We start from the raw sequence: 23,977 nt of genomic DNA, 5'->3' as shown, positions 1-23,977 counted from the left end.
AGTTGCGACTGACCTCTTGACTGTGTGCGTTTACACCGGTTTAGTGAGCAATTAAACCGGTTTAAACACTCAGAACGAGGTGCGGATGAGCAAGGAACGGCCGACCATCGCGGACGTGGCCACCCGGGCAGGCGTGTCCAAGGGTGCTGTCTCGTTCGCCCTGAACGGCCGTCCGGGCCTGGCCCGGACGACGGTCGACCGGATCCTCGCCGCCGCCGACGAGCTCGGCTGGCGGCCCAGCAGCCGGGCTCGCTCGCTGTCGGTCTCGAAGGCGTTCGCGCTCGGCCTGGTGATCACCCGGGACCCGGCCGTGCTGTCGTCGGACCCGTTCTTCCCGGCCTTCATCGCCGGGGTGGAGAGTGTGCTGGCGCCGCGCGGGCAGGCTCTCGTCCTGCAGGTCGTGACGGCCGGCGAGGACGAGGCGGCCGGGTATCGCAGGCTCGCTCAGGACGGCCGGGTCGACGGTGTCTTCCTGTCCGACCTCCGGCACGAGGACCCCAGGATCGAGCTGCTGGTGGAGCTCGGCCTGCCCGCCGTCACGCTGAACCGTCCGGTCGGTTCCTCGCCCTTCCCGGCGGTCTGCCTCGACGACCGCCCGGGCACGGTCGCCGTCGTGGAGCACCTGCTCCAGCTCGGGCATCGGCGGATCGCCCACGTAGCCGGGCCGCCGGCCTTCGTGCACGCGACCGCCCGCTCACAAGCCTTCACCGAGACCCTGGCCGCGGCCGGGCTCGAGCCGATCGGGGTCGAGGTCAGTGACTTCACCGCCGCCGGCGGAACCGAGGCCACCCGCCGGCTGCTCGCCCTTCCCGAACCGCCGACCGCGATCGTCTACGCCAACGACCGGATGGCGATCGCGGGCATCGGGGCGGCCCACCAGGCCGGCCTGACCGTGCCCGACGACCTCAGCGTCGCCGGCTTCGACGACAGCGAACTCGCCGAGTTCGTCCATCCCGCGTTGACCACCGTGCGCGCCGATCCGTTCGCCTTCGGCGCCACCGCGGCCACCACCTTGATCCAGTCGATCGACGGCGACGGTGACGTCGCCGATGTGGAACTCCCACCGGCCCAACTGGTCGTCCGGGGCTCCACGGCTCTTTTGGAGGAGTAATGAAGCGAAAAGTCACATCCGTCCTGCTCGCGCTGGGACTGGCCGGTACCGCGGCCGCCTGTGGCGGTGGCGGTGGCGGCAGCTCCGACGCAGCCGCGCAGGCCAAGGGACCGATCACGGTCTGGTACTCCAACAACGCCGAGGAAGTCGCCTGGGCCAAGCAGATGGTCGCCTCCTGGAACTCCGCGCACGCGGACCAGAAGGTGACCGGCCAGGAGATCCCGACCGGCAAGTCGTCCGAGGAGGTCATCGGTGCCGCGATCACGGCCGGGAACGCGCCCTGCCTGATCTTCAACACCTCGCCGGCGTCGGTCTCGCAGTTCCAGAAGCAGGGTGGCCTGGTGGCGCTCGACAGCTTCTCCGACGGCAAGTCGTACATCGAGGAACGCAGCGGCAAGGTCGCGCAGCAGTACAAGTCGACCGACGGCAAGTACTACCAGCTGCCGTGGAAGGCCAACCCGGTGATGATCTTCTACAACAAGAAGGCGTTCGCCAAGGCCGGGATCGACACCGCCAAGCCGCCGCTGTCGACGTACGACGAATTCCTCGCCACCTCGAAGAAGGTCGTCGCCGCGGGCGGCGCGAAGTTCGCGATCTATCCCGCGCCGAGCAACGAGTTCTTCCAGTCCTGGTTCGACTTCTATCCGCTGTTCGCGGCCGAGACCGGTGGCAAGCAGTTGATTGCCGACGGCAAGTCTCAGTTCGCCTCGGAGGAGGGCAAGAAGGTCGCGGCGTTCTGGCGGACCCTGTACGCCGACAAGCTGGCCTCCCAGGAGAAGTACAACGGCGACTCGTTCGTCGACGGCAAGGCCGCGATGGCGATCGTGGGACCGTGGGCGATCGCGACGTACAAGGGCAAGGTCGAGTGGGGCGCCGTGCCGGTGCCGACGTCGGCGGGCAAGCCGGCCGCCGAGACTTACACGTTCAGTGACGCGAAGAACGTCGCGATGTACTCCGCGTGCAAGAACCGTGGTACCGCGTGGGACGTGCTGAAGTTCGCCACCAGCAAGGAGCAGGACGGCAAGTTCCTGCAGGCGACCGGCCAGATGCCGCTCCGCGACGGGGTGTCCACCGCCTACCCGGAGTACTTCGCCAAGAACCCTGACTACAAGGGGTTCGCCGACCAGGCGGCCCGTACGGTCGAGGTGCCGAACGTCCCGAACTCCATCACGATCTGGCAGACCTTCCGCGACGCCTGGTCGAAGTCGGTCATCTTCGGACAGCAGGATCCAGGTGCGGCACTCGACGGAGCAGTCCAGAAGGTCGATCAGCTCGCCTCCGGATCATGAGGCCGCGCGACCGGGCGACCGGCGGCGGCGTCACCCGGGTGGTCGGCCGGGTGATCGGCAAGCAGCCGATCGGGACGGCCTTCGTCACGCCGTACGTCGTGTTCCTGGCGGCCGTGTTCGCCTATCCGCTCGGGTTCGCGGTCTACATGTCCTTCCACGACTACTTCTTCGCGGCGCCGGGCGCGATCGTGGATCGGCCGTGGGTGGGGTTCGCGAACTACGCGACCGTGCTGTCGGACCCGGCGGTCCGCAGGTCGTTCGCGAACGTCGGGATCTTCCTGCTGATCAACGTGCCGCTGACCGTGGTGCTCTCGTTGCTACTGGCCTGGTCGCTGAACGCAGCCATCCGGTGGCGCGGGTTCTTCCGGGTCAGCTACTACGTCCCGTACGTAACGGCTTCGGTGGCCGTGGTCGGTGTGTGGTTGTTCCTGTTCAACTCCGACGGTCTGGTGAACTCTGTGCTGGGGCCGCTGGCTCCTGATCCGTCGTGGCTGGTGAACTCTAAGCTGGCCATGCCGACCGTGGCGATCTACGTCACCTGGAAGCAACTCGGCTTCTTCATCCTGCTCTACCTGGCCGCGTTGCAGAACGTGTCGAAGGACCTGTACGAGGCGGCGTCGATGGACGGCGCCGGGCGGTGGAAGTCGTTCCGCAACGTGACTGTGCCAGGGGTCCGGCCGGCCACGACGCTGGTGGTGCTGCTGGCCACCGTGACCGGAGCGAACCTGTTCACCGAGCCGTACCTGCTGACCGGTGGCGGTGGTCCGGACGGAGCGTCCGCCTCGCCGGTGCTGATCATGTACCAGCGCGGGATCGAGCAGGGGAATCCCGACGTCGGCTCGGCGATCGGCGTACTGCTGGTGATCGGCGTGCTGATCCTGGCGCTGGTCCAGCGCCGGCTACTGGATCGGGAGAGCTGATGAAGAGTCCGTGGCGGTTCGTCGCTTTGTTGCTGGGGGCATTCGTCTTCCTGTTCCCCTTCTACTACATGCTGATCGGCAGCCTGCAGGCCGAACCCGACTCCTCGGTCGGTGGGGCTTTCCCGAGACCGGGCAACCTCACCCTGCACAACTACCAGGCGATCAACGCTGCCATCAACCTCGGCAAGTCCCTGCTGAACTCGGGCATCTTCACGGGTGGGGTCATCCTCGGCACGCTGGTGTTCGGGGTGCTGGCCGGCTATGCGCTCGCCCGGCTGCAGTTCCGCGGCCGGGGGACGGTGTTCAACCTGATGCTGCTGGTCCAGGTGATCCCGTTCCAGTTGCTGACGATTCCGCTCTACGTGCTGATCGTGCGCAGCTACGGGCTCGCCGATTCGTACCTGGGCATGATCTTGCCGTTCCTGATCAACTCGACCGCGGTGTTCGTGTTCCGGCAGTACTTCCTGCAGTTGCCGCAGGAGTTGTTCGACGCTGCCCGGATCGACGGTGCCGGTGAACTCGCGATTCTCTGGCGGGTGGCGGTTCCGTTGGTGCGGCCGGCCCTGCTGACCGGCGTACTGCTGACCTTCATCGGGCCGTGGAACGAGTTCCTCTGGCCGTTCCTGATCACCAAGCAGCAGGGCCTCCAACCGTTGGCGGTGTCGCTGACGAACTTCATCACCACCGTGTCGGCGCGCGCGGCGAACCCGTTCGGGGCCGTCCTGGCCGGCGCCTGCGTACTGGCCGCACCGGCGGTCGGACTGTTCATCGTCTTCCAGCGCCGCTTCATCTCCTCCAGCCTCGAATCCGGGGTCAAGGGCTAGATCTTGAAAGGTTTGTCGTGACTGTTCCTTATACCCTCACCCGCCTTGGTGTCGTGATGACGCCGGAGCCCGGCAACGACCTCGAGTCCGAGGGGGTCCTGAATCCGGCCAGCGGCTACGGACCGGACGGGCAGCTCTACCTGCTGCCGCGGCTGGTTGCACCCGGCAACATTTCGCGGGTGGGCCTCGCGGCGGTCGAGCTGACCGACGGTGTTCCCAGCGGCGTACGCCGGGAAGGGGTCGTGCTCGCTCCGGACGAAGGCTGGGAGCGCGGCCTGAACAACGCCGGGGTCGAGGATCCCCGCGTCACCTGGATTCCTTCGCTCGGTCAGCACGTGATGACTTACGTCGCCTATGGACCGCTCGGGCCGAAGCCCGCGCTCGCGGTGTCGGAAGACCTGCGGCACTGGACCCGATTGGGTCCGTTGCACTTCGAGTACCAGGCCGACCTCGACACCGACCTGAACCTGTTCCCGAACAAGGACACGGTGTTCTTCCCCGAACCGGTGCCGGGGCCGGACGGCGAACCGGCGTACGCGATGTTGCACCGGCCGATGTGGGACCTGGGCTGGTTCCGCGAAGGTGAAGGGATCCATCTGCCGGCCGGGGTGACGGACGACCGGCCGGGGATCTGGGTGTCGTTCGTTCCGGTCGGCGCGGTGGAACAGGATCTGGCGAACCTGGTGCATCTTCGGCAGCACCGGCTGGTGGCGATGTCGGAGTACCCGTTCGAGGAACTCAAGATCGGGGCCGGGCCGGCGCCGCTGCGAGTACCGGAGGGGTGGCTGGTGATCCATCACGGGGTGACCGGGGAGCAGCCGAAGGGCTTCGACCCGACGACGCAAAAGGTCAGCTACGCGGCGGGGGCGTTGTTGCTCGATCCCACGGACGTCACCAAGGTGATCGCTCGCACCGCCGAGCCCATCCTGGTGCCGGAAACCGAAGAGGAACGGATCGGCACCGTCGGGAACGTGGTGTTCCCGACGGCCATCGAGGAGGTCGACGGCGTGAGGTATGTCTTCTACGGAATGGCGGACGCGAAGATCGGTGTCGCCAGACTGGACCGGTTACCGTGATCGCCTCGCGGCGCACGGTTCTGGCGGGCGGCGGCGCTCTCGCGGTTGCCGCTGCGACGGGTGTCATACCGGCTTCTGCCGGCCCGGCTCCGGCTGCAGGGGTGGCTTCCGCGGCGGCGGGTTCCGCGGCGGGGTTGACCAATCTGGCGCATCTCGACTTCCTCGGTGCGGTTGTGACACCACCGCCCGCAGCCGGGCACGTTGCTTACGGCAATGAACCGGTGGGCGTGCTCTGGACGTACGCCGACCACCGCGACGACGGTTCCTATGCGCGAGTCGGTGGTGGCGCTTATGACCCGGCTACCAACACCTACGGGCAAGGAGCCTTCAACGCTGACGACATCGCCCGGGCCGCCGTGGTCTACCTGCGCCACTACCAGCTCCGGCGCGACTCCCACAGCCTTGCGGCGGCCCGTGGATTGCTGCGCGGGTTGACGTTCCTCCAGACCGCCGAGGGACCTCATGCCGGGAACGTCGTGCTCTGGATGCAGCCTGACGGCACGCTGAACCCGAGTGCCGATCCGCCGGAGCTTCCCGACCCATCGGACTCCGGCCCGGCGTACTGGCTGGCCCGGACCGTGTGGGCGTTGGGGGAGGGGTACGCGGTCTTCCGGACGGTCGACGTGCGCTTTGCCGCCTTCCTGCGATCGCGGCTCGAGTTGGCGATCGCGGCGCTGGAGCGGCAGGTGCTGGTGCGATACGGGCAGTGGAACGTCGTGGACGGCCGACGGGTACCGGCGTGGTTGATAGTGGCCGGTGCGGACGCTACTTCCGAAGCTGTGCTCGGGCTGTCGGCCTATGTGCGCTGTGGTGGATCTCCGCGGGCTCGGAAGGCCTTGGCTCAGTTCGCCTCCGGTGTTGCGGCGATGGGGGCCGGTGACACGCGGACGTGGCCGTTCCGTGCACTGTTGCCCTGGGGCGAGTCGGTCTCGGACTGGCATGCCTGGGGCGCCCAGATGCCGTCGGCGCTGGCCGCTGCGGCTACGGCGCTGGGGGACCGATCACTGCTGGGACCGGCCATCGGTGACGCAGCCGGCTTCACCCCGCTGCTGTTGACCGCGGGCGGACCCGACAACGGCTGGCTCCCGGTGCCGATCGACCGAACGCAGATCGCGTACGGCGTGGACGCTCGGGTGCAGGGGTTGCTGGGAGTGGCTCGCGCCGCTGGTCGCCCCGGTCTCCGCCAGGTCGCGGCGTTTGCGGCAGCCTGGTACTTCGGCGCCAACCGGGCCGGCGAACCGACGTACGATCCCGCGACGGGTCGCACCTTCGACGGCGTGTCCGGAGACGGCGTGATCAATCGCAACTCCGGTGCCGAGTCGACCATTCACGGGCTGCTGTCCATGCTCGCGCTCGACGAACATCCAGACGTCGCCCGGCTGGCTCGAGACCTCGGTGACGGTGAGCGCACGCTGTCCGGTCTGGCGTGGGTCGAGGCCGAGGCGGCGGCCCTTGCCGGCGGTGGCGTTGTGGTCACACCGTCGTCTGCGTGGACCGGGGAATCCCAATGGAGTAACGGCTCCTATGTTTCTCTTCCGCCTGCGGCTCGCGCGAGTTGGACTGTCAGTGGTGCCGCGCAACCACGGCTGGTTCTGCCTGTCGTCAATCTGCTTCCAGGTGCGGGAAGCACGGAGTGGAAGGCCGGTTCTGTCGCGCTGGGAGCTGTCGACCACGGCAAAGTGGGGCCACAGGGCGTCTCCGCTGCGCCTGGTGCGCTGCTACCCGTCACCCTGGGTGGAGTCCTGCCCGCTGGTGCGACGAGCTTCACCGCTGTTGCGAACGGGCCTTCGGTGCAGATCGATGCTGTGCTTCTGCTGCCGATGATCTCCTCGCTCAGTCTTGGGCGCGGACTGCTCCTGGCGAGCGTCGACGCTCACGCGAGATCGGTGGACCTGCCTCGCGCGGCGACGTTCGCCAGCTATGACAGCTCGGGGCGCCTGCACTCGCGTCAGTACGGCGCGCGGGCCGTCGTACTGCCGGGCGGCTTCACTGTCGTCGGTTAGGCCTGCAGGAGAACGCGTGGCGGTACGCCGGTCAGCGCTTTGACCTCGCGGGTGAGGTGAGCCTGATCGGCGTACCCGGTCTGTGCTGCGACAGTCGCCAGGGTGAGTCCGGTGCGGGCGTGGTCGAGGGCGCGATTCATTCGCAGTACGCGATCCAGCATCTTCGGCCCATATCCGAACGCGTCCAGGCAGCGTCGATGGAGTTGCCGCTCACTCAGTCCGACACTGCCGGCCAGTGCCGGGACGGCGATTCCCCGGCGGATTCCCTGCACCACTTGGCCTACCAGCCGGTCCGGTGGCTCGTCGAACAACATGACCGCAGCTTCCTCCAGCCCGGGCGCCGGGTGGCCGGCTCTTGCGATCCGATCGGCCAACCGCCTGGCCCGGCCTCGCGACCACAGGTCAGCGAGCGGCACCCGGTGATCGACGACCTCCCGCGCCGGTACGCCGAGGAAGCCGGGCGCTGTGCCCGGCGCGAACCGGATCGCCGCGCATCGGGCTCCGCGCGCGGAGGACGAAACGTACGCCTTCGTGTCGGGGCCGGCGACGAGCAGTTCGCCTTCGATCCAGAGCAGGTCCATGCAGCCGTCGGGGAGAATCCGGTACGCCCCGCCATCCGCCGTACGGGTCCACAGCACGGCGCCGGGCAACCGGGCGGCGCGCTCGCGGTACGGCTCTGGTTCGTGGCTCACCCTGTCAGTGTTGCGCGCCCCACCGACAATTACTGGCCGGGCACGGTCCAGAGGCTGTCGGTCGACACCGTCAGCCCGAAGCTGCTTGCCAGCTCCGCGTCGCCGTAGGCCGTTCCGTACTTCACCACCAGGTCCACGCGCCAGCCTCCGACATAAGCGCTGTGTGATTGCCCGTCCAAGTGATCCGCGGACCACTTCTGCACGTCCGAGAGGCCGTTGCCCCCGGCGGTCCCCAGGGTGTTGCCCACCAGCTCAGCGAAGGTCTCCTTGGTCGTCTCCGCATCCGCGTCACGCGAGGTGTCGGCGGCTCCGATGATCAGGGTGGAGATGCCGCCCGAACCCAGTCCGGCACTCAGAACGGAGGTGCGCCCCTTGCCGTCGCGGAAGCTGCCGGAACAGTCCTCCCGAGCCGCGTCACAGGTGAAGCCCTTGGCGGTCAGGGCGTCGGCAAGCTTGGCCGGCGAACTGGCCATCTCGATGCGCGGGACAGTGAGCGGGTACTTCCCCGATTTCGCCGCGCTCACGGTCGTCCCGCTCGCGCCCTCGCGAACGTGGTACTTGCCCCACGCCCCGTCGAACGTGGCGTCGTCGGTGGTCGGCAGCTCGGCGACGGCCCGAGCCACCTTGTCCTGATCGGCGCCGAACACCACTTCCGAAACCGTCCGCAGCACAGGTGCCAGCGTCACGAACGCCACACCTTCCTTCTGGCTGAAGGTCTTGAGGTTCAGCCCGATGACGGTGCCGCCGCTGTCGTACTGGAAGAGCACCTCAGCCGAGGTCGTCCCCTTGTCCGCCCAGCTGAAGCAGCCCGCGTTCCCGCCCGCCGCGATCGTGAACCGCACACTGCACTCCAGGCCCTTGCCGATGAGCGCGTCGGTCAGCTCTTTCGCCTGACCTGTGGTCTCGCCACCCGCCTGAGCGACATTCGGCGCGGGCGCCGCCGCAGACCCACCGTCGTCGCCACCCCGCTGCGTCAACCACACCGCAACGCCACCCACAATCAAAATGAGCACCAACCCAACCCCAAACCACACCCCCACCCCGCGAGCCCCCCGAAAAGGCCCACCCCGCCCCGGCGCGCCGGGTCCGCCGTACCCCGGTCCGCCCTGCCCCGGTGCGCCGGGTCCGCCGTACCCCGGTCCGCCCGGCCCCGGTGCGCCGGACCCGCCGTACCCCTGTCCACTCGGCCCCGGCCCGCTGTAGCCGGGGCCGCCTTGTGCTGGAGCGCCTTGTGCCGGCCAGGGGCTGGGCTGTTGTTGTTGCCCTTGCCAACCAGTTTGCGGGTAGGGCTGCTGTGGTTGCTGGGGCGGCTGGCCGGTCGGGCCGTGGGACGACATGCTGGGATCCTTCCGGGAAACGCGAGGCGTCCCAGAAGATACCGCCGTACGAGGTCGTCGCCCGGCTGCGCGCCGGGCGGTCAGCTCGCCGGCGGGTACTGCGTGACGTCGATGTCGATCACGCTGACACCCGTCGGGATGTACTTGACCAAGGCAACGTTCTCCCGCACCAGCTCGTCGCGGACCTGAGCTCCGGTCCGCCGATCGATCACGGTGCGCCAGATCTCGTTGCGACGGAAGTACTCCGAACCGGCCCGGAAGAACCGCTCGCCCCGCGCGAACACGCGGTACGACGAGGAAGTGCTCTCGTCGGCGAGGATCTCACCTTCCAGGTACCGCTCGCCCACACCGACCTTGAGCTGGAACGTCCGGTCCGTGTCGTTGCGGAACTGCAGATCCACGTAGTTGTAGACGATGCTGCAACCGACACCCCACGGGAGCACACGGCCGTTGTCCGGGAACGGGTCGAAGCTGTGCGTCGACCGCTGCGTCACAGTCAGCGGGGAGTGCAGCACCATCCAGTGCAGCAAGTTCGCCAGTTGGCAGATGCCGCCGCCGATGCCCGGCCGCGCTTGGCCGTTGGACAGCCGCATGCCCTTCAGGTATCCCTTGCGCCGGGTCGCGTTCCCGACCAGCTTGTTGAAGGAGAACGTCTCACCCGGCCGGATCACCAGACCGTCGACCTGGGCGCACGCGAGCTTCAGATTGGTGACCTTGTTGTGCTGCATCCACATCTCGGTCTCGCCGAGTTGCCGGAGCAACAGCGACTTGTGCCGCTTCACCCGCACGGGCAGGTCCGCGCTCTGCCGCGTCTGCGCGAACGCGGTGTCCGAACGCATCCACTCGATCCGCCGCCGGGCCCGGTGATACCTGACCGCGACCGGATAGAGCGCCGGGATCCGCTGCGACCAACGCCGCGCCCCCACCCGCGGCAACACCCGCGCAAGTTCAGCCGCGCTCAACTCCGCAACCGGCTCGACCGCGCCCAACTCCGCAGCCGGCTCGGCCGCGCTCAACTCCGCAGCCGGCTCGGCCGCGCTCAGCTCCGCAACCGGCTCGGATCCCTCAGCCCGGCCCAACTTCTCGGCCAGCCCCAGTTCCGCGGTCTCGCCGACCTCGGGTGCCTGCAGGTTCGTCATCATGATGCTCTCAGTCATTCGTTCCCCCGGAACGGGACACGATCGATCCCCCTGATCGATCCGGCAAACGCTACGCCCGGCCGCGTACCAGCCACATGACGGCAAGCACACGATCGAGTTGCGCCAGGTATGACGCCACCTCCCCCAACCAAAGTTCGAATCAATTCCCCCACCCCCAACCGACCGCCCTCAACGGACCGCTCACCCGACTCCGCATCAGTCACCGGCTCGGGCCGACGGGGACCCGGTGGGTCGGTCACCCCGCTCCGCAGCAGCTCACCCGCCCCCGGTCGACCGAGTCCTGGTGGATCGATCAGCCGACTCCGCAGCAGTTCACCGGCTCGGAGCCGACGGAATCCTGGTGGATCGATCAGCCGCCTCGGCGCGCCCGTCGCCCGTCGGTGGACGGAGACCTGGTGGAGTCGCCCGGGTTCGGGGTGGTTCAGGTGCTCTGGATCGACGAACGGCTGGGGTCAGCCGAGTTGGAGGGCGGTGCAGATCCAGCGGCCTCGGTGGACCTCGAGGCGGAGGGCGATCGCGCGCGAGCGTTCGCCGTACCGGACGTGGGCGGCGACTTCGGCGACCTCGGTCGCTGGGGTCGACACGTGCACCGAGCGGATCGAGCTGCGCTCCTTCGAGCCGCGAGCGGTAGCCGTGGTGGTCAGTCCGAGCAGCCGGACCCGACGATTCAGCTCACCGAAGACGATCGAGTCCGTGAATCGCACCAGCTGCGAGATCGGACGATCCCCGGCCAGGACCTCCGCGACCGCCTGCACCAACTTCGATGCCCACGCCTGCGGATCCGGCAACCGCGGCCCCGCCGGTACCAATCGCAACGACGGTGCCGGTACGACGTCGAGCTCGACCTCGTACCGCAAGGCCAAGGCGCCCTGCGTCATCGGCCCGGTGCGAACGGAATCCGCGTGCGTCGTACCCGCGACGGCCGGGCCGGCGGACGGCGGATCAGTTTCCGGAAGGGAATGAACGGTAGCGAGGGTTGCGTGGGCACTCATGTCACTTCTCCTGGTGGGTTGGCGGCACGGGATGGCTGGTGGCTGGGATACGCAGCACCTGGCCGGGATAGAGCAGGTCTGGGTCGGGCCCGATCAGCGCCCGGTTGGCGGCGTACCACTGCGGCCAGAGCGCCGCGACGGCCGCGTCGGTCGCCTCCGGCCCGAGTTCGGCGGCGGCCAGGTCCCACAAGGTGTCGCCGTACTGGACGACCCGAGTCGCAGGACGCACCGGATGCCCGGACCGCAGATCGGTGTAGCGAGTAGGAGCCCCCACCGTCGGCCGATCCGGCACCCCAACCCGCCCCGCCTTCGGCCGCCCCGACCGCTCACCCAACGAGTCGCCTTGCTCCGACCGACGTCCTTCCCCAGTCAGCCGAACGCTCGACGCCTTCTCGACCGCCCGCCAGTCACCCGCCGCCTCGGAGGTCCGCGGTTGCGCCGGCGCCTTCCCCGGTACGACGGTGTGCTGCCCGGCGTCCGCTGTCAGGCGGGGCTCGTCAGTCAGCCGCACGCTCGAGGGCTTTTCCGTCGCGCGCCAGTCGCTCGCCGTCTCGGAGGTGCGCGGCTGCGCGGGCAGCTTTCCCGGTACGTCGGTGCGCTGCCCGGCCTCCGTTGTTTCGGAGGTGCGCGGTTGCGCTGGCTTGGCTGGTACGGCGGTGCGGTGGTCTTGGGCGTCTGTGGTGGGAAGAGCTCGGAAGCGCTGGTCGGCGTGGGGTGCCAGGCGCGGTTCGTCGGTCAGCCGAACGCTTGAGGGCTTCTCGGTTGCTCGCCAGTCGGTGGGAGTGGTGAGGCGGAGGGACGAGGCGGGTTCGAGGGGAGCCCAGTCGGGATGGGAGTTGTCGGTGGGTGTGGCGTGCGCGACTCCGATGGTGAGTGGGGTCACCGCAGCAACGCCCAGCGCGGAGCGGAGCAAGGCTCGCGAGGTTTGCGAGGTGATCCGGGCTGCAATCTGCGCGGCGGCCCGCCCGACGACGCCGGGTGCTTGCTCGAGAACGGTCGCGAGGACGGCGATCAACAGCCAGACATAGGCGACCCACGCGACCGCGCCGACGGTCAACACCGCCATCGAGATCAGATCCCGCGTCGTCGCCGCTTCGATCGAACCAGCGGTCGCCCAGCGCAACCCAAGCCCCACTGAAGTCAGCGTGGCCAGCGCGAGGAGCCCTTTGAACCCTCGGATCATCGCGTTCATCTGCTTTACCCTCGGATCTATGAGTTTGCTTGAGTTTGCGTCCGCTTGATCAATATAGACCTACCTACCGACGCTTTGGCAAGCCCGATCTGCGATCGGGGCGTCACGCAAGGTGAGAGCGACCACGCAGAGTGCTGATGAAGTAGGTTTGGGTCATGCGCTTGGATGCCTTGTTCGAGGACCTGGAGTCGCAGTTCGACGCGCTGCAGGACGGCGACCTGTACGGCGAGGTGGCGGATCGGATCCGCGCGGAGGTCGGCAAGATCACGGTGCTCGACCGTCTCCGGGGCGCGGTCGGCACCGTCGTACGGGTCGAGCTGACTCACGCCGAGCCGGTCGCCGGCACGCTCAGCAGGGTCGGGAAGGACTGCCTGCTGCTGGAGGCCGAGCGTTACGAGGAATGGCTGATCCCAGTCACCGCACTGGCCTCCGTGCATGGGCTCGGACCGTGGGCCGAACCAGCCGAAGGCGCCATCGCGGCGAAGCTCGGCCTGGCCCATCTGCTCCGCGGTATCGCCCGGGACCGCTCACCGGTGACGCTGTTCAGCGCCGCCTCGGGGGCGCACCCCATCACCGGCACGATCGACCGCGTCGGCGCCGACTTCCTGGAGATCGCCGAACACCCCCTGGACGCGCCCCGCCGCCGTACCGAGGTCTACAGCTCCCGCCTCGTCCCCACTACAGCCCTCACCGCAGTACGCCGCCGCTGACCTGCGGCAGCGCCACCAGTCCGCCAGCGCCGACCCGAGGCAGCGCTCACCGCCCAGTCCACCGCCGAAACACCGCCGGGGAGGGAAGGGGTCAGGTGTTGGCGTCTTCGGGGAGGTCGGCTTCTTCGCCGAAGGGGTGGGTGTCGATGAATTGTTTGGTCTCGGTGTAGAGCCGCTCGATGTACTTCTCCAGCTCGGACGACTCCACCCGCCACTGACCGCGACCGCCGATCTTCACCGCGGGGATGTCACCGCGGCGGACCAGTGCGTACACCTGGTTGGCGGAGATGTTCAGCACCTCCGCGACGTCGGAGAGCTGGAGGAAGCGCGGTGCCGGCATGCGCCGCCCTTTCGGGAGGGAGTGGACTGGAGCTGCTTGCTTCAGTTTGCCACGGTTGGCCTCCGGATGAGCCAGTTTGTCCACAGCGGCGCAGGCTGTGGATGACGATCTGCGGAGAACCGGCGGACACGGCAGAATGACGCTCTCTGAGCGCGACCAAGCGATGACAGCGAATGACTGGGGAGTTCGAGTGGCCGACAATCCAGCGGTGCGGAGCGGATTCGCCGCACCGTCGATCCCGACCGTGCGGAACCGGCGGGCCCGGTGGAAGGACGGCAGGCTCGTCCTCGGCGTGCTGCTGGTGGCGATCACCGCGCTGGCGGGTGCCAAGCTGCTCGCGTCCGCGGACGACACGACGACCGTCTGGGCCGCCGACCGCGATCTCCCGGCCGGCACGAAGCTCACCAGCGACGACCTCACCTCTGTCCGGGTCCGCTTCACCACCAGCGAGGAAGCCGGTCGGTACGTCGACGCAGCCGCGAACCTGAAGGGCCTGGTGATCGTCAGGTCAGTCGGAGCAGGCGAGTTCGTACCGCGTGAAGCCGCCGTCACCCAGACCGAGAACGACCGCACCGAGTTGCCGCTGTCCATCGCGGCCGGTCGCTTGCCCGGCGACACCGCCGCTGGTGATCAGGTGGATGTCTGGGTCGTCCCCAAAGACGCGGAGCAACCAGCCAAGAAGCTGTGGGACACCATCCGTGTGGTCCAGGTCGATTCGGTCAAGGGCGTGGCCGGTGGATCCGCGCGTCGGCAGGTCCTGGTCGGCCTCGATCCTGCGGATCTGCCCAAGCTTCCTGCCGCGCTGGCAGCGATGAGCACAGGCGAGCCGGTGCTCGTCCGGCGAGGCCGCTGATGGCGGTTCCGCTCCTCCTCGCGGTGACCGGTGCACCCTGGGAGGCTGACGTCGTACGCCGGGCCGAACGCGCTCCGGGCATCCGGATCGTTCGCAGATGTGTCGACATCGCCGATGTGATGGCAGCCGCCGCCAGCGGGCAGGCCAGGGCAGTGCTGCTCGCAGAAGACCTTCCACGGTTGACCTCCGACGCTGTAGCCGCGCTGCACTCCCGGCGAATCGCGGTGGTCGCCATGGTCGATCCATCGGACAACGGCGAGTTCGCCGGCGGTGAGGACCGCCTCAGCCGGATGGGCATCGAGCGGATTCTCCCGGCGGACGTCAGTGCCGAAGACCTCGGCCGGGCGATCGTCGACGCGGTCGAGTCGGGCCCACCGGCGACCGTCTCCCACTTCGCCGGCGGATTCGTGCCGTACCAGGGCGACACCCCGCCGAACGAGCCGCCCCGCCCGTACGGCGAAGGGACCGGCCGGGTGATCGCCGTCTGGGGACCAACGGGCGCACCAGGCCGTAGTACGGTCGCGGTCGGGTTGGCCACGGAGTTGGCGGCACGTGGGATGCCCACCTTGCTTGCCGATGCCGACGTGTACGGCGGGACCGTGGCGCAGCAGCTCGGCATGCTCGACGAAACCTCCGGGCTGGCCGCTGCTGCCCGCTCAGCTGGTGGCGGATCGCTCGATGTCACCGTGCTCGCACGCCACGCACGCCAACTCAGCCCGCATCTCCTGGTGCTGACCGGACTGAGCCGCGCCGATCGGTGGACCGAGCTGCGGCCGACAGCGATCGAGTCGGTATGGCTCACAGCCCGGATGCTCGCTCCATGCACCGTTGTCGACGCAGGCTTCTGTATCGAGAGCGATGAGGAGATCTCCTTCGACACGCTCGCACCCCGCCGCAACGGCGCAACTCTGGCAACGCTCGAAGAGGCCGATGAAGTCGTAGTCGTCGGTACTGCGGACCCGATCGGCCTGACCCGCCTCATCAGGGCACTCCACGAGCTGCGCGCGGCCGTGCCCTCGGCGAATCCAAGGGTCGTCGTCAACCGGCTCCGATCCGGCCCACTGGGCAACGCCCCGGCCGACGCCGTCGCCGAGGCCCTCAGCCGGTACGCCGGTGTGCAGGCCGCCGCGCTGCTGCCGTTCGACCAGGCGGCCTGTGATGCCGCGACGGCGCACGGGCGCAGCCTGGCCGATGCGGCGAAATCGAGCAAGCTGCGCAAGGCGATGCAAGGGTTGGCAGCCGGGGTTACGGCGGATCTCCTCAGTTGAAGATGGGGGTAAACCCCACCGACAAGTGGCCCGGGATATGCCAGGGTTGACCCCACCAGCACCGTCGGTACGGAGCGCACCGCCAGTGGCTCCGGCACCACGCAGCACCAGGGGAGAAGCATGTCCGAGGTCCAGGGCCGACCGGCCGGCACCATGAGCACCGAGCGCAGATACGGCATCGCGATCTCGGTCGCCCTCATCCTCGGCGGGGTGTACTGGGCGTTGACCGGTCTCACCGACGACAGCCGGACGAGCAACGGCTCGTACCAGGTGGAGAACAACGCGATCACGATCCAGGCGGTCTCGGCCGACGTGGAGCTGCGTACCGGTGACGTCTCCGAGGTCACCGTGAGCAGGAAGTACAACCGGAACCTGTTCGGCTCGGATCCGAAGGAGGATTACAGCGACGGCAAGCTGCAGTTGAAGGACACCGGCTGCGGGTTCCTCTCCTTCGGGTGCGACACCCACTACGAGATCACCGTGCCGAAGGACCTGAAGGTCACGATCGAGAGCAGCAGCGGCGATCTGAAGGTCAGTGAGCTGTCCGGCGGCGCGACAGTGCGGACGTCGTCGGGCCGCATCTCCGTGGACCACATCGGCGGTCAAGTGACGCTGAAATCGTCGTCCGGCAGCATCAAGGGGGAGAACCTGAGCGCCTCCGCGGTGACCGGGCAGAGCAGCTCCGGCGATGTAGAGCTGGCTTTCGACCTGGCACCGCAGCAAGTCGAGGCGCAGACCAGCTCGGGCGACGTCGAGATCCACCTGCCGAACGGCTCCGAGACCTACAAGGTCGACGCCAAGACGAGCAGTGGCGACGAACAGACCACCGTGAAGACCGACCCGGCGTCCGCCCGCGAAATCAGAGCCAAATCGTCCTCCGGCGACACCACCATCGACTACGACAACTGACACTCACCGCCCATTGCGACGCTTGGGTTCCGTAGTGCGGCGCTTGACCGGGGGCAAGGTGGACTGTTTGTCCTGAGTAGTCTTGCGCGCATGTCTGACGACAAGCCTGTGCCGCGTGGCCTGCTGGTGGACTGGGGTGGAGTGCTCACTTCCGGTCTCGACGAGGCGCTACGTCGCTGGGCTGACCTGGACGGTCTCGACTTCGACGCGTACTACCGCGCGATGGTCGGCTGGCTCGGCGCCAGCCCGGTCGAGGCCGAGGTCAACCCGATCCACGCGCTGGAACGCGGGCAGCTCGCCGTACCGGACTTCGAGCGCAAACTTGCCGCCCTGCTGGTCCGCGAGGACGGCACCAACGTGCCTGCCGAAGGACTGATCGAGCGGATGTTCGCGCACTTCGAGCACCAGCCGCAGATGTCGGCACTGATCCGCCGGGCGAGGGCGATCGGCATCCGGACCGCGCTGTTGTCGAACTCGTGGGGCAACTCCTATCCCCGCGAAACCTGGGACGGGATGTTCGACGAGATCGTCATCTCCGGCGAGGTCGGCCTGCGCAAACCAGAGCCGGAGATCTTCCTGCTTGCCGCCGAGCGGATCGGGCTGGCCCCGGCCGAGTGCGTCTTCATCGACGACATGGAGCCGAACGTCGTCGGTGCCCGCGAACTCGGCATGACCGCGGTCCACCACACGTCGTACGAACAGACGCGGCAGGAACTGGAATCGGTGTTCGGAGTAGAGCTGACGTGAGCGTGACCACCACTGTACGAACCGCCAATCCGCGCCGGATCGTCATCGGCGTCCTCGTCTGCGCGGCCCTGGTCGCGCTCGGCGCCTGGGCGTACGGGCTGTTCGACGGGATGATCGACCTGCGGGTGTACCGGATGGGCGGCTCGGTGCTGCTCGATCGCGGATCCCTGTACGACGCCAAGCTCGCGGGCTCGGGTCTGCCCTTCACCTACCCGCCGTTCGCGGCGATCGCGATGCTGCCGCTCGCGGCGGTTCCGTGGGGCGTCGCGCTCGTCGCCTGGACGACGCTCTCAGTGCTTTGCATCGCCGCGATCTGGCGCAACAGCCTGCCGGCGTCGGCATGGTCGTACTTCCCCGAGCGCAAGCGGGTGGTCATCCTCGTTGCCCTGACGGCCGCGTCGTTGCTGCTGGAGCCGGTCTGGCAGACGCTGCAGTTCGGCCAGATCAACCTGTTGCTGACGGCAATGATTCTGCTGGATCTGATCCGGCCGGCCGGAGCGAAGTGGCGCGGGTTCTGGGTCGGCGTGACGATCGGGGTGAAGCTGACGCCGCTGCCGTTCCTGGCCTTCTTGTTGATCACGAAGCAGTGGCGCGCCTTCCGCAACGCCGTACTGGGGTTGCTGGCCACGATGGCGATCGGGTTCGCCGTGGTGCCGAACCAGTCCTGGCACTACTGGACCGTCGTGATCCGCGACGCGAACCGGGTCGGCGGGCTGGCCTACACCGGCAACCAGTCGTTCATGGGGTTCCTCAGTCGGCTCGGCGACGACTCGTCCTGGGTCGAGCCGACGTGGTTCGTGCTGTCGGCCGTCTTCGGCCTCGCCGTGCTGTGGCTGGCGCGCCGGTTCTGGCTGGCCGACGAGCGCGTGACGGCGATCTCCGTGATGGCGCTGGCCGTCCTGTACGCGTCGCCGGTTTCGTGGAGCCACCACTGGGTGTGGATCATCCCGCTCGGCGTCAGCCTGATCCGCGCGGTCAACCGGCAGTGGGGCCTGAACCCGGCGGTCGTCACCGGGGTCCTTTGGTACGGGCTGTTCGTACTGCGCTCGATCTGGTGGGTCCCGTTCCGCGACGACCGCGAGCTGTCCTGGAGCTTCTGGCAGTCCATCCCCGGCAACTCGCACCTGATCCTCGGCATGCTTGCCTTTCTCCTGCTGGCCTTCACCAGCCGCAACCTGCCGAAACCCGCGGTGGCTCATACTGGACGGAACCGACCGGAGGGGGTCAGTGGTGAGTGATCAAGCGTTCGAGCCGTGCCCGGCGACAGATCCGCGGCTGGATCCAGAGGTGGTCAAGGAGCCCGCTCCGGACCTCGGCCATGATTTCGCCTACGACCTTGCGCACGAGGCAGGCGTCGGAGGCCCGGCCGAGACTCCACGTGACGCCGCGCAGCGCGAGGCCGTCGCCACCGCCACACCGGAGTACGACGGTGACTACTCCTACGACCTGGCCCACGACGTCCCGAAGCCAGGCGCCCAGTACTAAGCAGAGAACAGCAGGATCAGGCCGCCCACTGTGTAGCCGACCATGACTACCAGGAGGGGGAGTTGGCCGGCTAGGGCTTTGTGGCGGGGGAAGAGGGCTACTGCTCGGTCGTGGGCGGAGATGACGCCCATGAGGTGACCGCCGACGACCGCGAGCACCTGGATCACCGCGATTGTCGTGCTGTGATTGGTGATCGAGGTGTTGAGGCCGAGGAGTCCGGTGCCGAAGATGTTGGCGCCGTTGCTGAGCGGGTCGCTGAGGTAGATCAGGGTCCGCTGGCCTTCGAGGATGAACAAGGTGAGGTAGTGCGCCACGACGTACCCGAAGGCGATCGGGACGACGGAGTGCGCGAACAACCCCGGCAGCGAGGTACGTGAGCTGCTCGACAACCGGCCGGCCAGCAGCGTGGCACTCGAGTACGTCACCAGCACGAAGAGGATGAAGCAGATCAGCGCGAGCGTGCCGAGGGTCGTCATCGAGTAGTCGGTGTTCTGCGCCCAGCCGATCCAGGCCGTCGAGTTGGAGAAGCCGTCGTACGCCGTGGAGCCGAGTAGTGCCGCCACCATGCCGACAAGGCCGGGCTGTGCTTTCAGGCCGTCCAGGTTCTCCAGCGGGCGGCGGATCACCAGCGCGCCGTCGGTACGGCGGCCCCACGGAGACAACCGGGCCATCAGGGTGGCGTAGACCTCGAACGGGTCAGCGGTGGAGAACCAGCGGTCCCCGAACAGGATGGCGCCGAACATGGTGATCACGACGTACAGGGCGAGCCAGCCCTGCAGGACCGGCAGCGTGGCGCGGTCGGGGGCGACCAGTTCGAGCCAGGTGAAGGCGAAGATGCCGAGCGCGGCCGGCCAGAGTCCGAGCCGCGGCGACAGTTCGAACAGCCCCTTCGACGGCGGTTGCCGCAGCGCCTTCGAGAGCAGCAGGTGCAGGGTGCGGAGCGGGTTCAGCGTGCGCCAGACCGGGCCGAGCAGCAGCGAGATCGGTACCAGGCCGACCCAGACCAGGATGTAGATGAAGCCGAAGATCGGGTTCGTCAGCCGGTCGACACCGAACATCAGGGCGACGATCGCGTACAGGAACGTGGCCAGCCCGACGATCCGGACGAACCAGCGGAACCCGCTCGAGTCGACCGTCCGGGTGATTGCCTCCGGCAACGGCTTGCCGGAGGCGTTGCCGCGGTACTTCGGATTGCGCCAGGCGAAGCCGAGGATGACGAACGACAGCGCGATCGCCACCGCCGCGCCACCGACGGCGAGGCCGAACGGAATGGGCAGGTCCTGGCGGCCGCCGATCCCGTGGAGCGGCAGGAGAAGAGGCATCACGGCGGATCAGGAGACGACGAGCTTGGCGACCAGCTTGCCGCTCTTGTGCGTCTCGACCTCGAAGGTGCCCTTCATGTTCGCGGTGAACTTGACCGAGGCCGTCTTGCCGGGTGAGAGCTCGAGCTCTTTGTCGTACCCGTGGATATGCAGTTCCTCTTCCGTGTCGGAGACCGCGGTGACCAGGACACTCTGGCCGGCCGCCACCTTGATGGAGGCGCCGCTCGGGCTGACCTTGCCGTTGGCAACGGTGACGTTGATGGTCACGTCGGCCTGGTCATGGGACGGGTCGGCGGTGTTCGACGGTGTGTCCGTCTTGGGGCCACCCGGCGTCGGCGCGGAGGTCGGCGCCGAGGTGGGGACGGAGGTCGGGACCGATGTCGGCGTGTTCGACGGGCTGGGGCTCGAACCGCTGTCGGAACCGCCGCAGCCGGCCAGGACGAGCATGCCGAGAGCGGGCAGGAGCGCGAGCGCGGTGCCGTGGGAGAGCGTCGAACGCATGAGACGAGGGGCCCTTTCACCAGAGATTCAGACAACAGCAACACAACGGTTCAGTGGTCAGGGCGTGCAGCACGCCCTCTTGCCTGACGAACGTGCCCGGTCCAGTGTTCCCGGTATGCACCATCGGTTCTGTCACGATCGCTGAGGGCGACAGTCGCCACGCGGAGCCAGTGTGGCAGGCCAGGTCGCGAGCCGCTGTCGGCGGACCCGGTTAGGGTGACTGCACAAAGAACGACCAGGACAGGGAGGACCCGGATGCCGGACCGGTTGACATCGCTGGACCTCACCTTTCTGAAGGCCGAGAGCGCGGCAACGCCGATGCACGTCGGCACGGTGGACATCTTCGAGCCGCCGGTGCACGGTGACGACGGCTTCGACTACGAGAGCCTGGTCGCGCTGATCCGGGACCGGATCGCCTTCGTCCCGCGGTACCGGCAGCGGATCCAGCAGGTCCCGGGCCGGTTCGCCGGTCCGATCTGGGTCGACGACGAGGACTTCGACCTGACTTTCCACGTACGCCGGTCCGCCCTGCCCCGCCCCGGCACACATGCCCAGTTGCTCGAGCTGGTCGCCCGGATCATGTCCAGACGCCTCGACCGGGCCCGGCCGCTGTGGGAGATGTACCTGGTCGAGGGCCTGCAGGGAGACCGGTTCGCGATCATCGCGAAGTCGCACCAGGCACTTGTCGACGGCAACAGTACGGTCGACATCGGCCAGGTGGTGCTCGACTCCACCGCGCATCCGCGCGACACCCCGACCGACACCTGGCAGCCGGCCCATCCGCCGTCCGCGCTCGAGCTGCTCGCCGGTGTGTTCGCCGACGCGACCCGTCATCCGGCCGCGGTGCTGGAGCTGGCGCGCGCCGAGATGGCCAGCCTGACCGGATCGACCTCGGTCCGCGAGGTGCTCGGCGACGTGGTCGGTTCGGTGGTCGCGCAACGGCATGTCCAGGAGTCTTCGCTGCATGTGAAGACGTCCGGGCAGCGCCGGTTCAGCACGGTCCAGACCGAGCTCGAGGACTACCGGACGGTCCGCGCGATGCACGGCGGCACGGTCAACGACGTCGTCCTGGCGGTCGTCGCGGGCGCGCTGCGCGCCTGGATGATGACCCGGGGCGAGTCGGTCAGCCCGACCCGCGGCGTACGCGCGGTGGTTCCGGTGAGCATCCGCGACGACGATGACGAGGAGCCGACCTCGCTCGGCTCGCGGGTGATCGCCTCGACGGTGAACCTGCCCGTCGGGGAGAACTCGCCGGTCATGCGACTGCACCAGATCTCCTACCAGACCAAGGTGCACAAGGACACCGGTCGCGCGGTCAGCGCCCGCTCGCTGGTCGGGATCGCCGGGTTCGCGCCGACCACGCTGCACGCGCTTGCCGCCCGGGTCGCCACGGCGACCGTCCGGCCGATCGACGACGTGGTGATCACGAACGTGCCAGGGCCGCAGTTCCCGCTGTACGCACAAGGCGCGCCGATGCTGGCGTCGTACCCGGTAGTGCCGCTGATGCCGGGGCAAGGTCTGTCCGTGGGCGTCACGTCGTACGACGGCAAGGTCTCGTTCGGGCTGAACGCGGACCGGACCGCGATGCCGGACCTCGTCGTCTTCGCCCAGTGCGTCACCGATGCGCTGGACGAGTTGCTGGACACCACCAAGGGGAGCAGGAGCCGTGCTGCGCGCGGCCGGAAGAAACCTCGCACTCCGAAGAAGGCAGGCTCATGAGGGTCTACATCCCGAGCACGTTTCCGCTCCTCGATCTCGCCTGCCACGCGGGCGAGTTCGGCCCGGCACCACTGACCGTGTACGCCGTGACGCCGGCCTTGCGCGAGTGGTACACCGAAGGCGACGACGAGGAGCTCGAGTACGCCGCGATGGCGCAGGCGGCCCGCGCGTCGGTCGGCCTGCTCGCGGCGGATCCGAACGCACCACGGCGGCGTGTGGTGGTGGCGTGTGAGGTGAGCGCGATCCCGCCGGCCAACGGCACGATGGAGCTCGGCGACGCCCAGTTGGAGCTGCACGTGGTGGTGCCGTGGACCGCGGTCGCGGCGGTGCACCTCGACGCGACCAGGGCCACCGACGTGGTCGGCAAGGCGGCGGAGCTGTGGGAAGCCGCCCGAAACGGCGACGAGGACGCTGTTTTCGCCCTCGACTCGTGCGAGGGTGAAGACCTGCTGTGGTACGCGACGCAGGAGATCCCGGATCTGCTGGCCGCCGAGGGACCGCGGGGAACGAAGGCTTGACGGGCTGAGCTAGGGAGCTGATGGCGATGCAGGCGATCTGGAAGGGTGCCATCTCGTTCGGGATGGTGACGATCCCGATCAAGGTGTTCTCCGCGACCGAGGAGAAGGACATCTCGTTCCGTCAGGTGCATGTCGCCGACGGCGGCCGGATCCGGTACAAGCGGGTCTGCTCCGAGTGCGGCGAGGAGGTGCCGTACTCCGACATCGGCAAGGGTTACGAGATGGCCGACGGCCGGATGGTGGTGCTCGAGCCGGAGGACTTCGCCGACCTGCCGCTGTCCAGCAAGAAGGTCATCGACGTCCTGGAGTTCGTGCCGGCCGACCAGGTCGACCCGCTCTACCTGGGCAAGTCGTACTACCTGGCCGCCGACGGTGGCCCCGGCGCCAAGCCGTACGTGCTGCTGCGCGACGCGCTCGAAGGCTCCGAGCTGTATGCGCTGGTCAAGGTGGCACTGCGCTCGCGGGAATCGCTGGGTCTGCTGCGTACGCACGACAACGTGCTCGTCCTGCAGGTGATGCTGTGGCCGGACGAGGTCCGCGACTCCTCGTTCGCCGCGCCGTCGGAGGACGTCGAGATCCGCAAGCAGGAGAAGGCGATGGCGGAGTCGTACATCGACACCCTGCGCGGCGAGTTCGACCCGGACCAGTACCACGACGAGTACCGGACCGCGCTCGAGCAGGTCGTCGAGGCGAAGGCCGCCGGCGTACCGATCCCGGAAGCCGAGGAGGAGGAGCAGGAGGGCGCCGAGGTCGTCGACCTGGTGGCCGCACTCCGCGCCTCGGTCGAAGCAGCCAAGGCTCGCCGCGCCGGCGGCGGCACAGGCGGCGGCGGCAAGGGCGACGCCACCGACGAAAAACCTGCCGCCAAGAAGGCCCCCGCCAAAAAGGCAGCCCCGGCAAAGAAGGCAGCCGCCAAGAAGGCTCCCGCCAAGAAAACCGCCGCAAAGAAAACCGCCAAGAAGTCCGCCTGAGCTTCGCTCGCCCCGAGCGATCACCGCAACTTCCGCCC

General features: G+C 68.2%; 24 protein-coding genes. 16 read left to right on the top strand and 8 right to left on the bottom strand.

All coding sequences use genetic code 11. The features are described from left to right. The first annotated feature begins 85 nt into the window (after positions 1–85). From EV138_RS09720 to EV138_RS09695, 6 genes are all read left to right on the top strand, one after another. Positions 86–1,111 carry a LacI family DNA-binding transcriptional regulator gene (locus tag EV138_RS09720; protein ID WP_133978053.1) on the top strand — a complete coding sequence of 342 codons (1,026 nt, stop codon included), beginning with the start codon at positions 86–88 and terminating at the stop codon, positions 1,109–1,111. Beyond that, positions 1,111–2,400 carry an extracellular solute-binding protein gene (locus EV138_RS09715; protein WP_133978052.1) on the top strand — a complete coding sequence of 430 codons (1,290 nt, stop codon included), beginning with the start codon at positions 1,111–1,113 and terminating at the stop codon, positions 2,398–2,400. The genes EV138_RS09720 and EV138_RS09715 overlap by 1 nt, the downstream gene beginning before the upstream one ends. Then, positions 2,397–3,320, top strand: coding sequence for a carbohydrate ABC transporter permease (locus EV138_RS09710; RefSeq protein WP_133978051.1), 924 nt, complete (start codon positions 2,397–2,399; stop codon positions 3,318–3,320). The genes EV138_RS09715 and EV138_RS09710 overlap by 4 nt, the downstream gene beginning before the upstream one ends. Continuing rightward, complete coding sequence (locus tag EV138_RS09705) at positions 3,320–4,144, top strand: carbohydrate ABC transporter permease (protein ID WP_133978050.1); 825 nt, start codon at positions 3,320–3,322, stop codon at positions 4,142–4,144. Before EV138_RS09710 ends, EV138_RS09705 begins: the two co-directional genes overlap by 1 nt. A 17-nt stretch (positions 4,145–4,161) precedes the next feature. Beyond that, positions 4,162–5,220 (top strand): glycoside hydrolase family 130 protein, encoded by a 1,059-nt coding sequence (locus EV138_RS09700; RefSeq protein ID WP_238158044.1) that lies wholly within the window; start codon positions 4,162–4,164, stop codon positions 5,218–5,220. Between the two features lie 101 nt (positions 5,221–5,321). After that, positions 5,322–7,223, top strand: a complete 1,902-nt coding sequence (locus tag EV138_RS09695; protein WP_238158043.1) for a hypothetical protein — start codon at positions 5,322–5,324, stop codon at positions 7,221–7,223. On the opposite strand, the gene EV138_RS09690 is transcribed toward EV138_RS09695, so the two are convergent. The 5 genes from EV138_RS09690 to EV138_RS37615 form a co-directional block, all read right to left on the bottom strand. After that, positions 7,220–7,915 (bottom strand): helix-turn-helix transcriptional regulator, encoded by a 696-nt coding sequence (locus EV138_RS09690; RefSeq protein ID WP_238158042.1) that lies wholly within the window; start codon positions 7,913–7,915, stop codon positions 7,220–7,222. The two genes, EV138_RS09695 and EV138_RS09690, sit on opposite strands and share 4 nt — an antisense overlap. Before the next feature lie 29 nt (positions 7,916–7,944). Continuing rightward, complete coding sequence (locus tag EV138_RS09685) at positions 7,945–8,928, bottom strand: hypothetical protein (protein ID WP_166678541.1); 984 nt, start codon at positions 8,926–8,928, stop codon at positions 7,945–7,947. Positions 8,929–9,332: 404 nt separating this feature from the next. Further along, a complete protein-coding gene (locus EV138_RS09680; protein ID WP_238158041.1) occupies positions 9,333–10,409 on the bottom strand; it encodes a VanW family protein in 1,077 nt (358 codons plus the stop codon). Between the two features lie 455 nt (positions 10,410–10,864). Next, the gene (locus tag EV138_RS09675) at positions 10,865–11,404 is read right to left on the bottom strand and encodes an Rv3235 family protein (RefSeq protein ID WP_133978047.1); all 540 of its coding nucleotides are present in this window, start codon (positions 11,402–11,404) and stop codon (positions 10,865–10,867) included. A gap of 1 nt (position 11,405) precedes the next feature. After that, a complete protein-coding gene (locus tag EV138_RS37615) occupies positions 11,406–12,596 on the bottom strand; it encodes a LysM peptidoglycan-binding domain-containing protein (RefSeq protein ID WP_202866680.1) in 1,191 nt (396 codons plus the stop codon). Positions 12,597–12,751: 155 nt separating this feature from the next. Between EV138_RS37615 and EV138_RS09665 the strand changes: the two genes are divergently transcribed. Further along, positions 12,752–13,306 carry a hypothetical protein gene (locus tag EV138_RS09665; RefSeq protein WP_133978046.1) on the top strand — a complete coding sequence of 185 codons (555 nt, stop codon included), beginning with the start codon at positions 12,752–12,754 and terminating at the stop codon, positions 13,304–13,306. A 91-nt stretch (positions 13,307–13,397) separates the two neighbouring features. Here EV138_RS09665 and EV138_RS09660 read toward each other — a convergent pair whose 3' ends face one another. Beyond that, positions 13,398–13,646, bottom strand: coding sequence for a helix-turn-helix domain-containing protein (locus EV138_RS09660; RefSeq protein ID WP_133978045.1), 249 nt, complete (start codon positions 13,644–13,646; stop codon positions 13,398–13,400). Positions 13,647–13,836: 190 nt separating this feature from the next. Between EV138_RS09660 and EV138_RS09655 the strand changes: the two genes are divergently transcribed. The 6 genes from EV138_RS09655 (at position 13,837) to EV138_RS09630 (ending at position 18,908) form a co-directional block, all read left to right on the top strand. Further along, positions 13,837–14,499: an SAF domain-containing protein gene (locus tag EV138_RS09655; RefSeq protein ID WP_133978044.1), complete on the top strand. Its 663-nt coding sequence runs from the start codon at positions 13,837–13,839 to the stop codon at positions 14,497–14,499. Next, the gene (locus EV138_RS09650; RefSeq protein ID WP_133978043.1) at positions 14,499–15,767 is read left to right on the top strand and encodes a CpaE/TadZ family protein; all 1,269 of its coding nucleotides are present in this window, start codon (positions 14,499–14,501) and stop codon (positions 15,765–15,767) included. Before EV138_RS09655 ends, EV138_RS09650 begins: the two co-directional genes overlap by 1 nt. Before the next feature lie 120 nt (positions 15,768–15,887). Continuing rightward, on the top strand, positions 15,888–16,676 hold the full coding sequence (locus EV138_RS09645) for a DUF4097 family beta strand repeat-containing protein (RefSeq protein WP_133978042.1): 789 nt from the start codon (positions 15,888–15,890) through the stop codon (positions 16,674–16,676). Between the two features lie 90 nt (positions 16,677–16,766). Beyond that, positions 16,767–17,423 carry an HAD family hydrolase gene (locus EV138_RS09640; RefSeq protein WP_133978041.1) on the top strand — a complete coding sequence of 219 codons (657 nt, stop codon included), beginning with the start codon at positions 16,767–16,769 and terminating at the stop codon, positions 17,421–17,423. A 2-nt stretch (positions 17,424–17,425) separates the two neighbouring features. Further along, a complete protein-coding gene (locus EV138_RS09635; RefSeq protein ID WP_238158040.1) occupies positions 17,426–18,661 on the top strand; it encodes a glycosyltransferase 87 family protein in 1,236 nt (411 codons plus the stop codon). Further along, a complete protein-coding gene (locus tag EV138_RS09630; protein WP_133978039.1) occupies positions 18,654–18,908 on the top strand; it encodes a hypothetical protein in 255 nt (84 codons plus the stop codon). The genes EV138_RS09635 and EV138_RS09630 overlap by 8 nt, the downstream gene beginning before the upstream one ends. Here EV138_RS09630 and EV138_RS09625 read toward each other — a convergent pair. Both EV138_RS09625 and EV138_RS09620 read right to left on the bottom strand, forming a co-directional pair. After that, the gene (locus EV138_RS09625) at positions 18,905–20,230 is read right to left on the bottom strand and encodes a hypothetical protein (RefSeq protein ID WP_133978038.1); all 1,326 of its coding nucleotides are present in this window, start codon (positions 20,228–20,230) and stop codon (positions 18,905–18,907) included. The genes EV138_RS09630 and EV138_RS09625 overlap by 4 nt on opposite strands. A gap of 9 nt (positions 20,231–20,239) precedes the next feature. After that, the gene (locus EV138_RS09620; protein WP_133978037.1) at positions 20,240–20,731 is read right to left on the bottom strand and encodes a cupredoxin domain-containing protein; all 492 of its coding nucleotides are present in this window, start codon (positions 20,729–20,731) and stop codon (positions 20,240–20,242) included. A 255-nt stretch (positions 20,732–20,986) separates the two neighbouring features. On the opposite strand from EV138_RS09620, the gene EV138_RS09615 reads away from it, so the two are divergent. The 3 genes from EV138_RS09615 to ku are packed head-to-tail and all read left to right on the top strand — an operon-like array spanning position 20,987 to position 23,939. Continuing rightward, positions 20,987–22,450: a WS/DGAT/MGAT family O-acyltransferase gene (locus tag EV138_RS09615; protein ID WP_133978036.1), complete on the top strand. Its 1,464-nt coding sequence runs from the start codon at positions 20,987–20,989 to the stop codon at positions 22,448–22,450. Continuing rightward, on the top strand, positions 22,447–22,968 hold the full coding sequence (locus tag EV138_RS09610) for a DUF6912 family protein (protein ID WP_133978035.1): 522 nt from the start codon (positions 22,447–22,449) through the stop codon (positions 22,966–22,968). Before EV138_RS09615 ends, EV138_RS09610 begins: the two co-directional genes overlap by 4 nt. Before the next feature lie 26 nt (positions 22,969–22,994). Next, complete coding sequence (gene ku, locus EV138_RS09605; protein WP_133978034.1) at positions 22,995–23,939, top strand: non-homologous end joining protein Ku; 945 nt, start codon at positions 22,995–22,997, stop codon at positions 23,937–23,939. Positions 23,940–23,977 lie beyond the last annotated feature (38 nt).

It is taken from the genome of Kribbella voronezhensis (genome assembly GCF_004365175.1).
GTDB lineage: Bacteria > Actinomycetota > Actinomycetes > Propionibacteriales > Kribbellaceae > Kribbella > Kribbella voronezhensis.
This window is presented reverse-complemented; position numbering and strand designations above follow the sequence as displayed.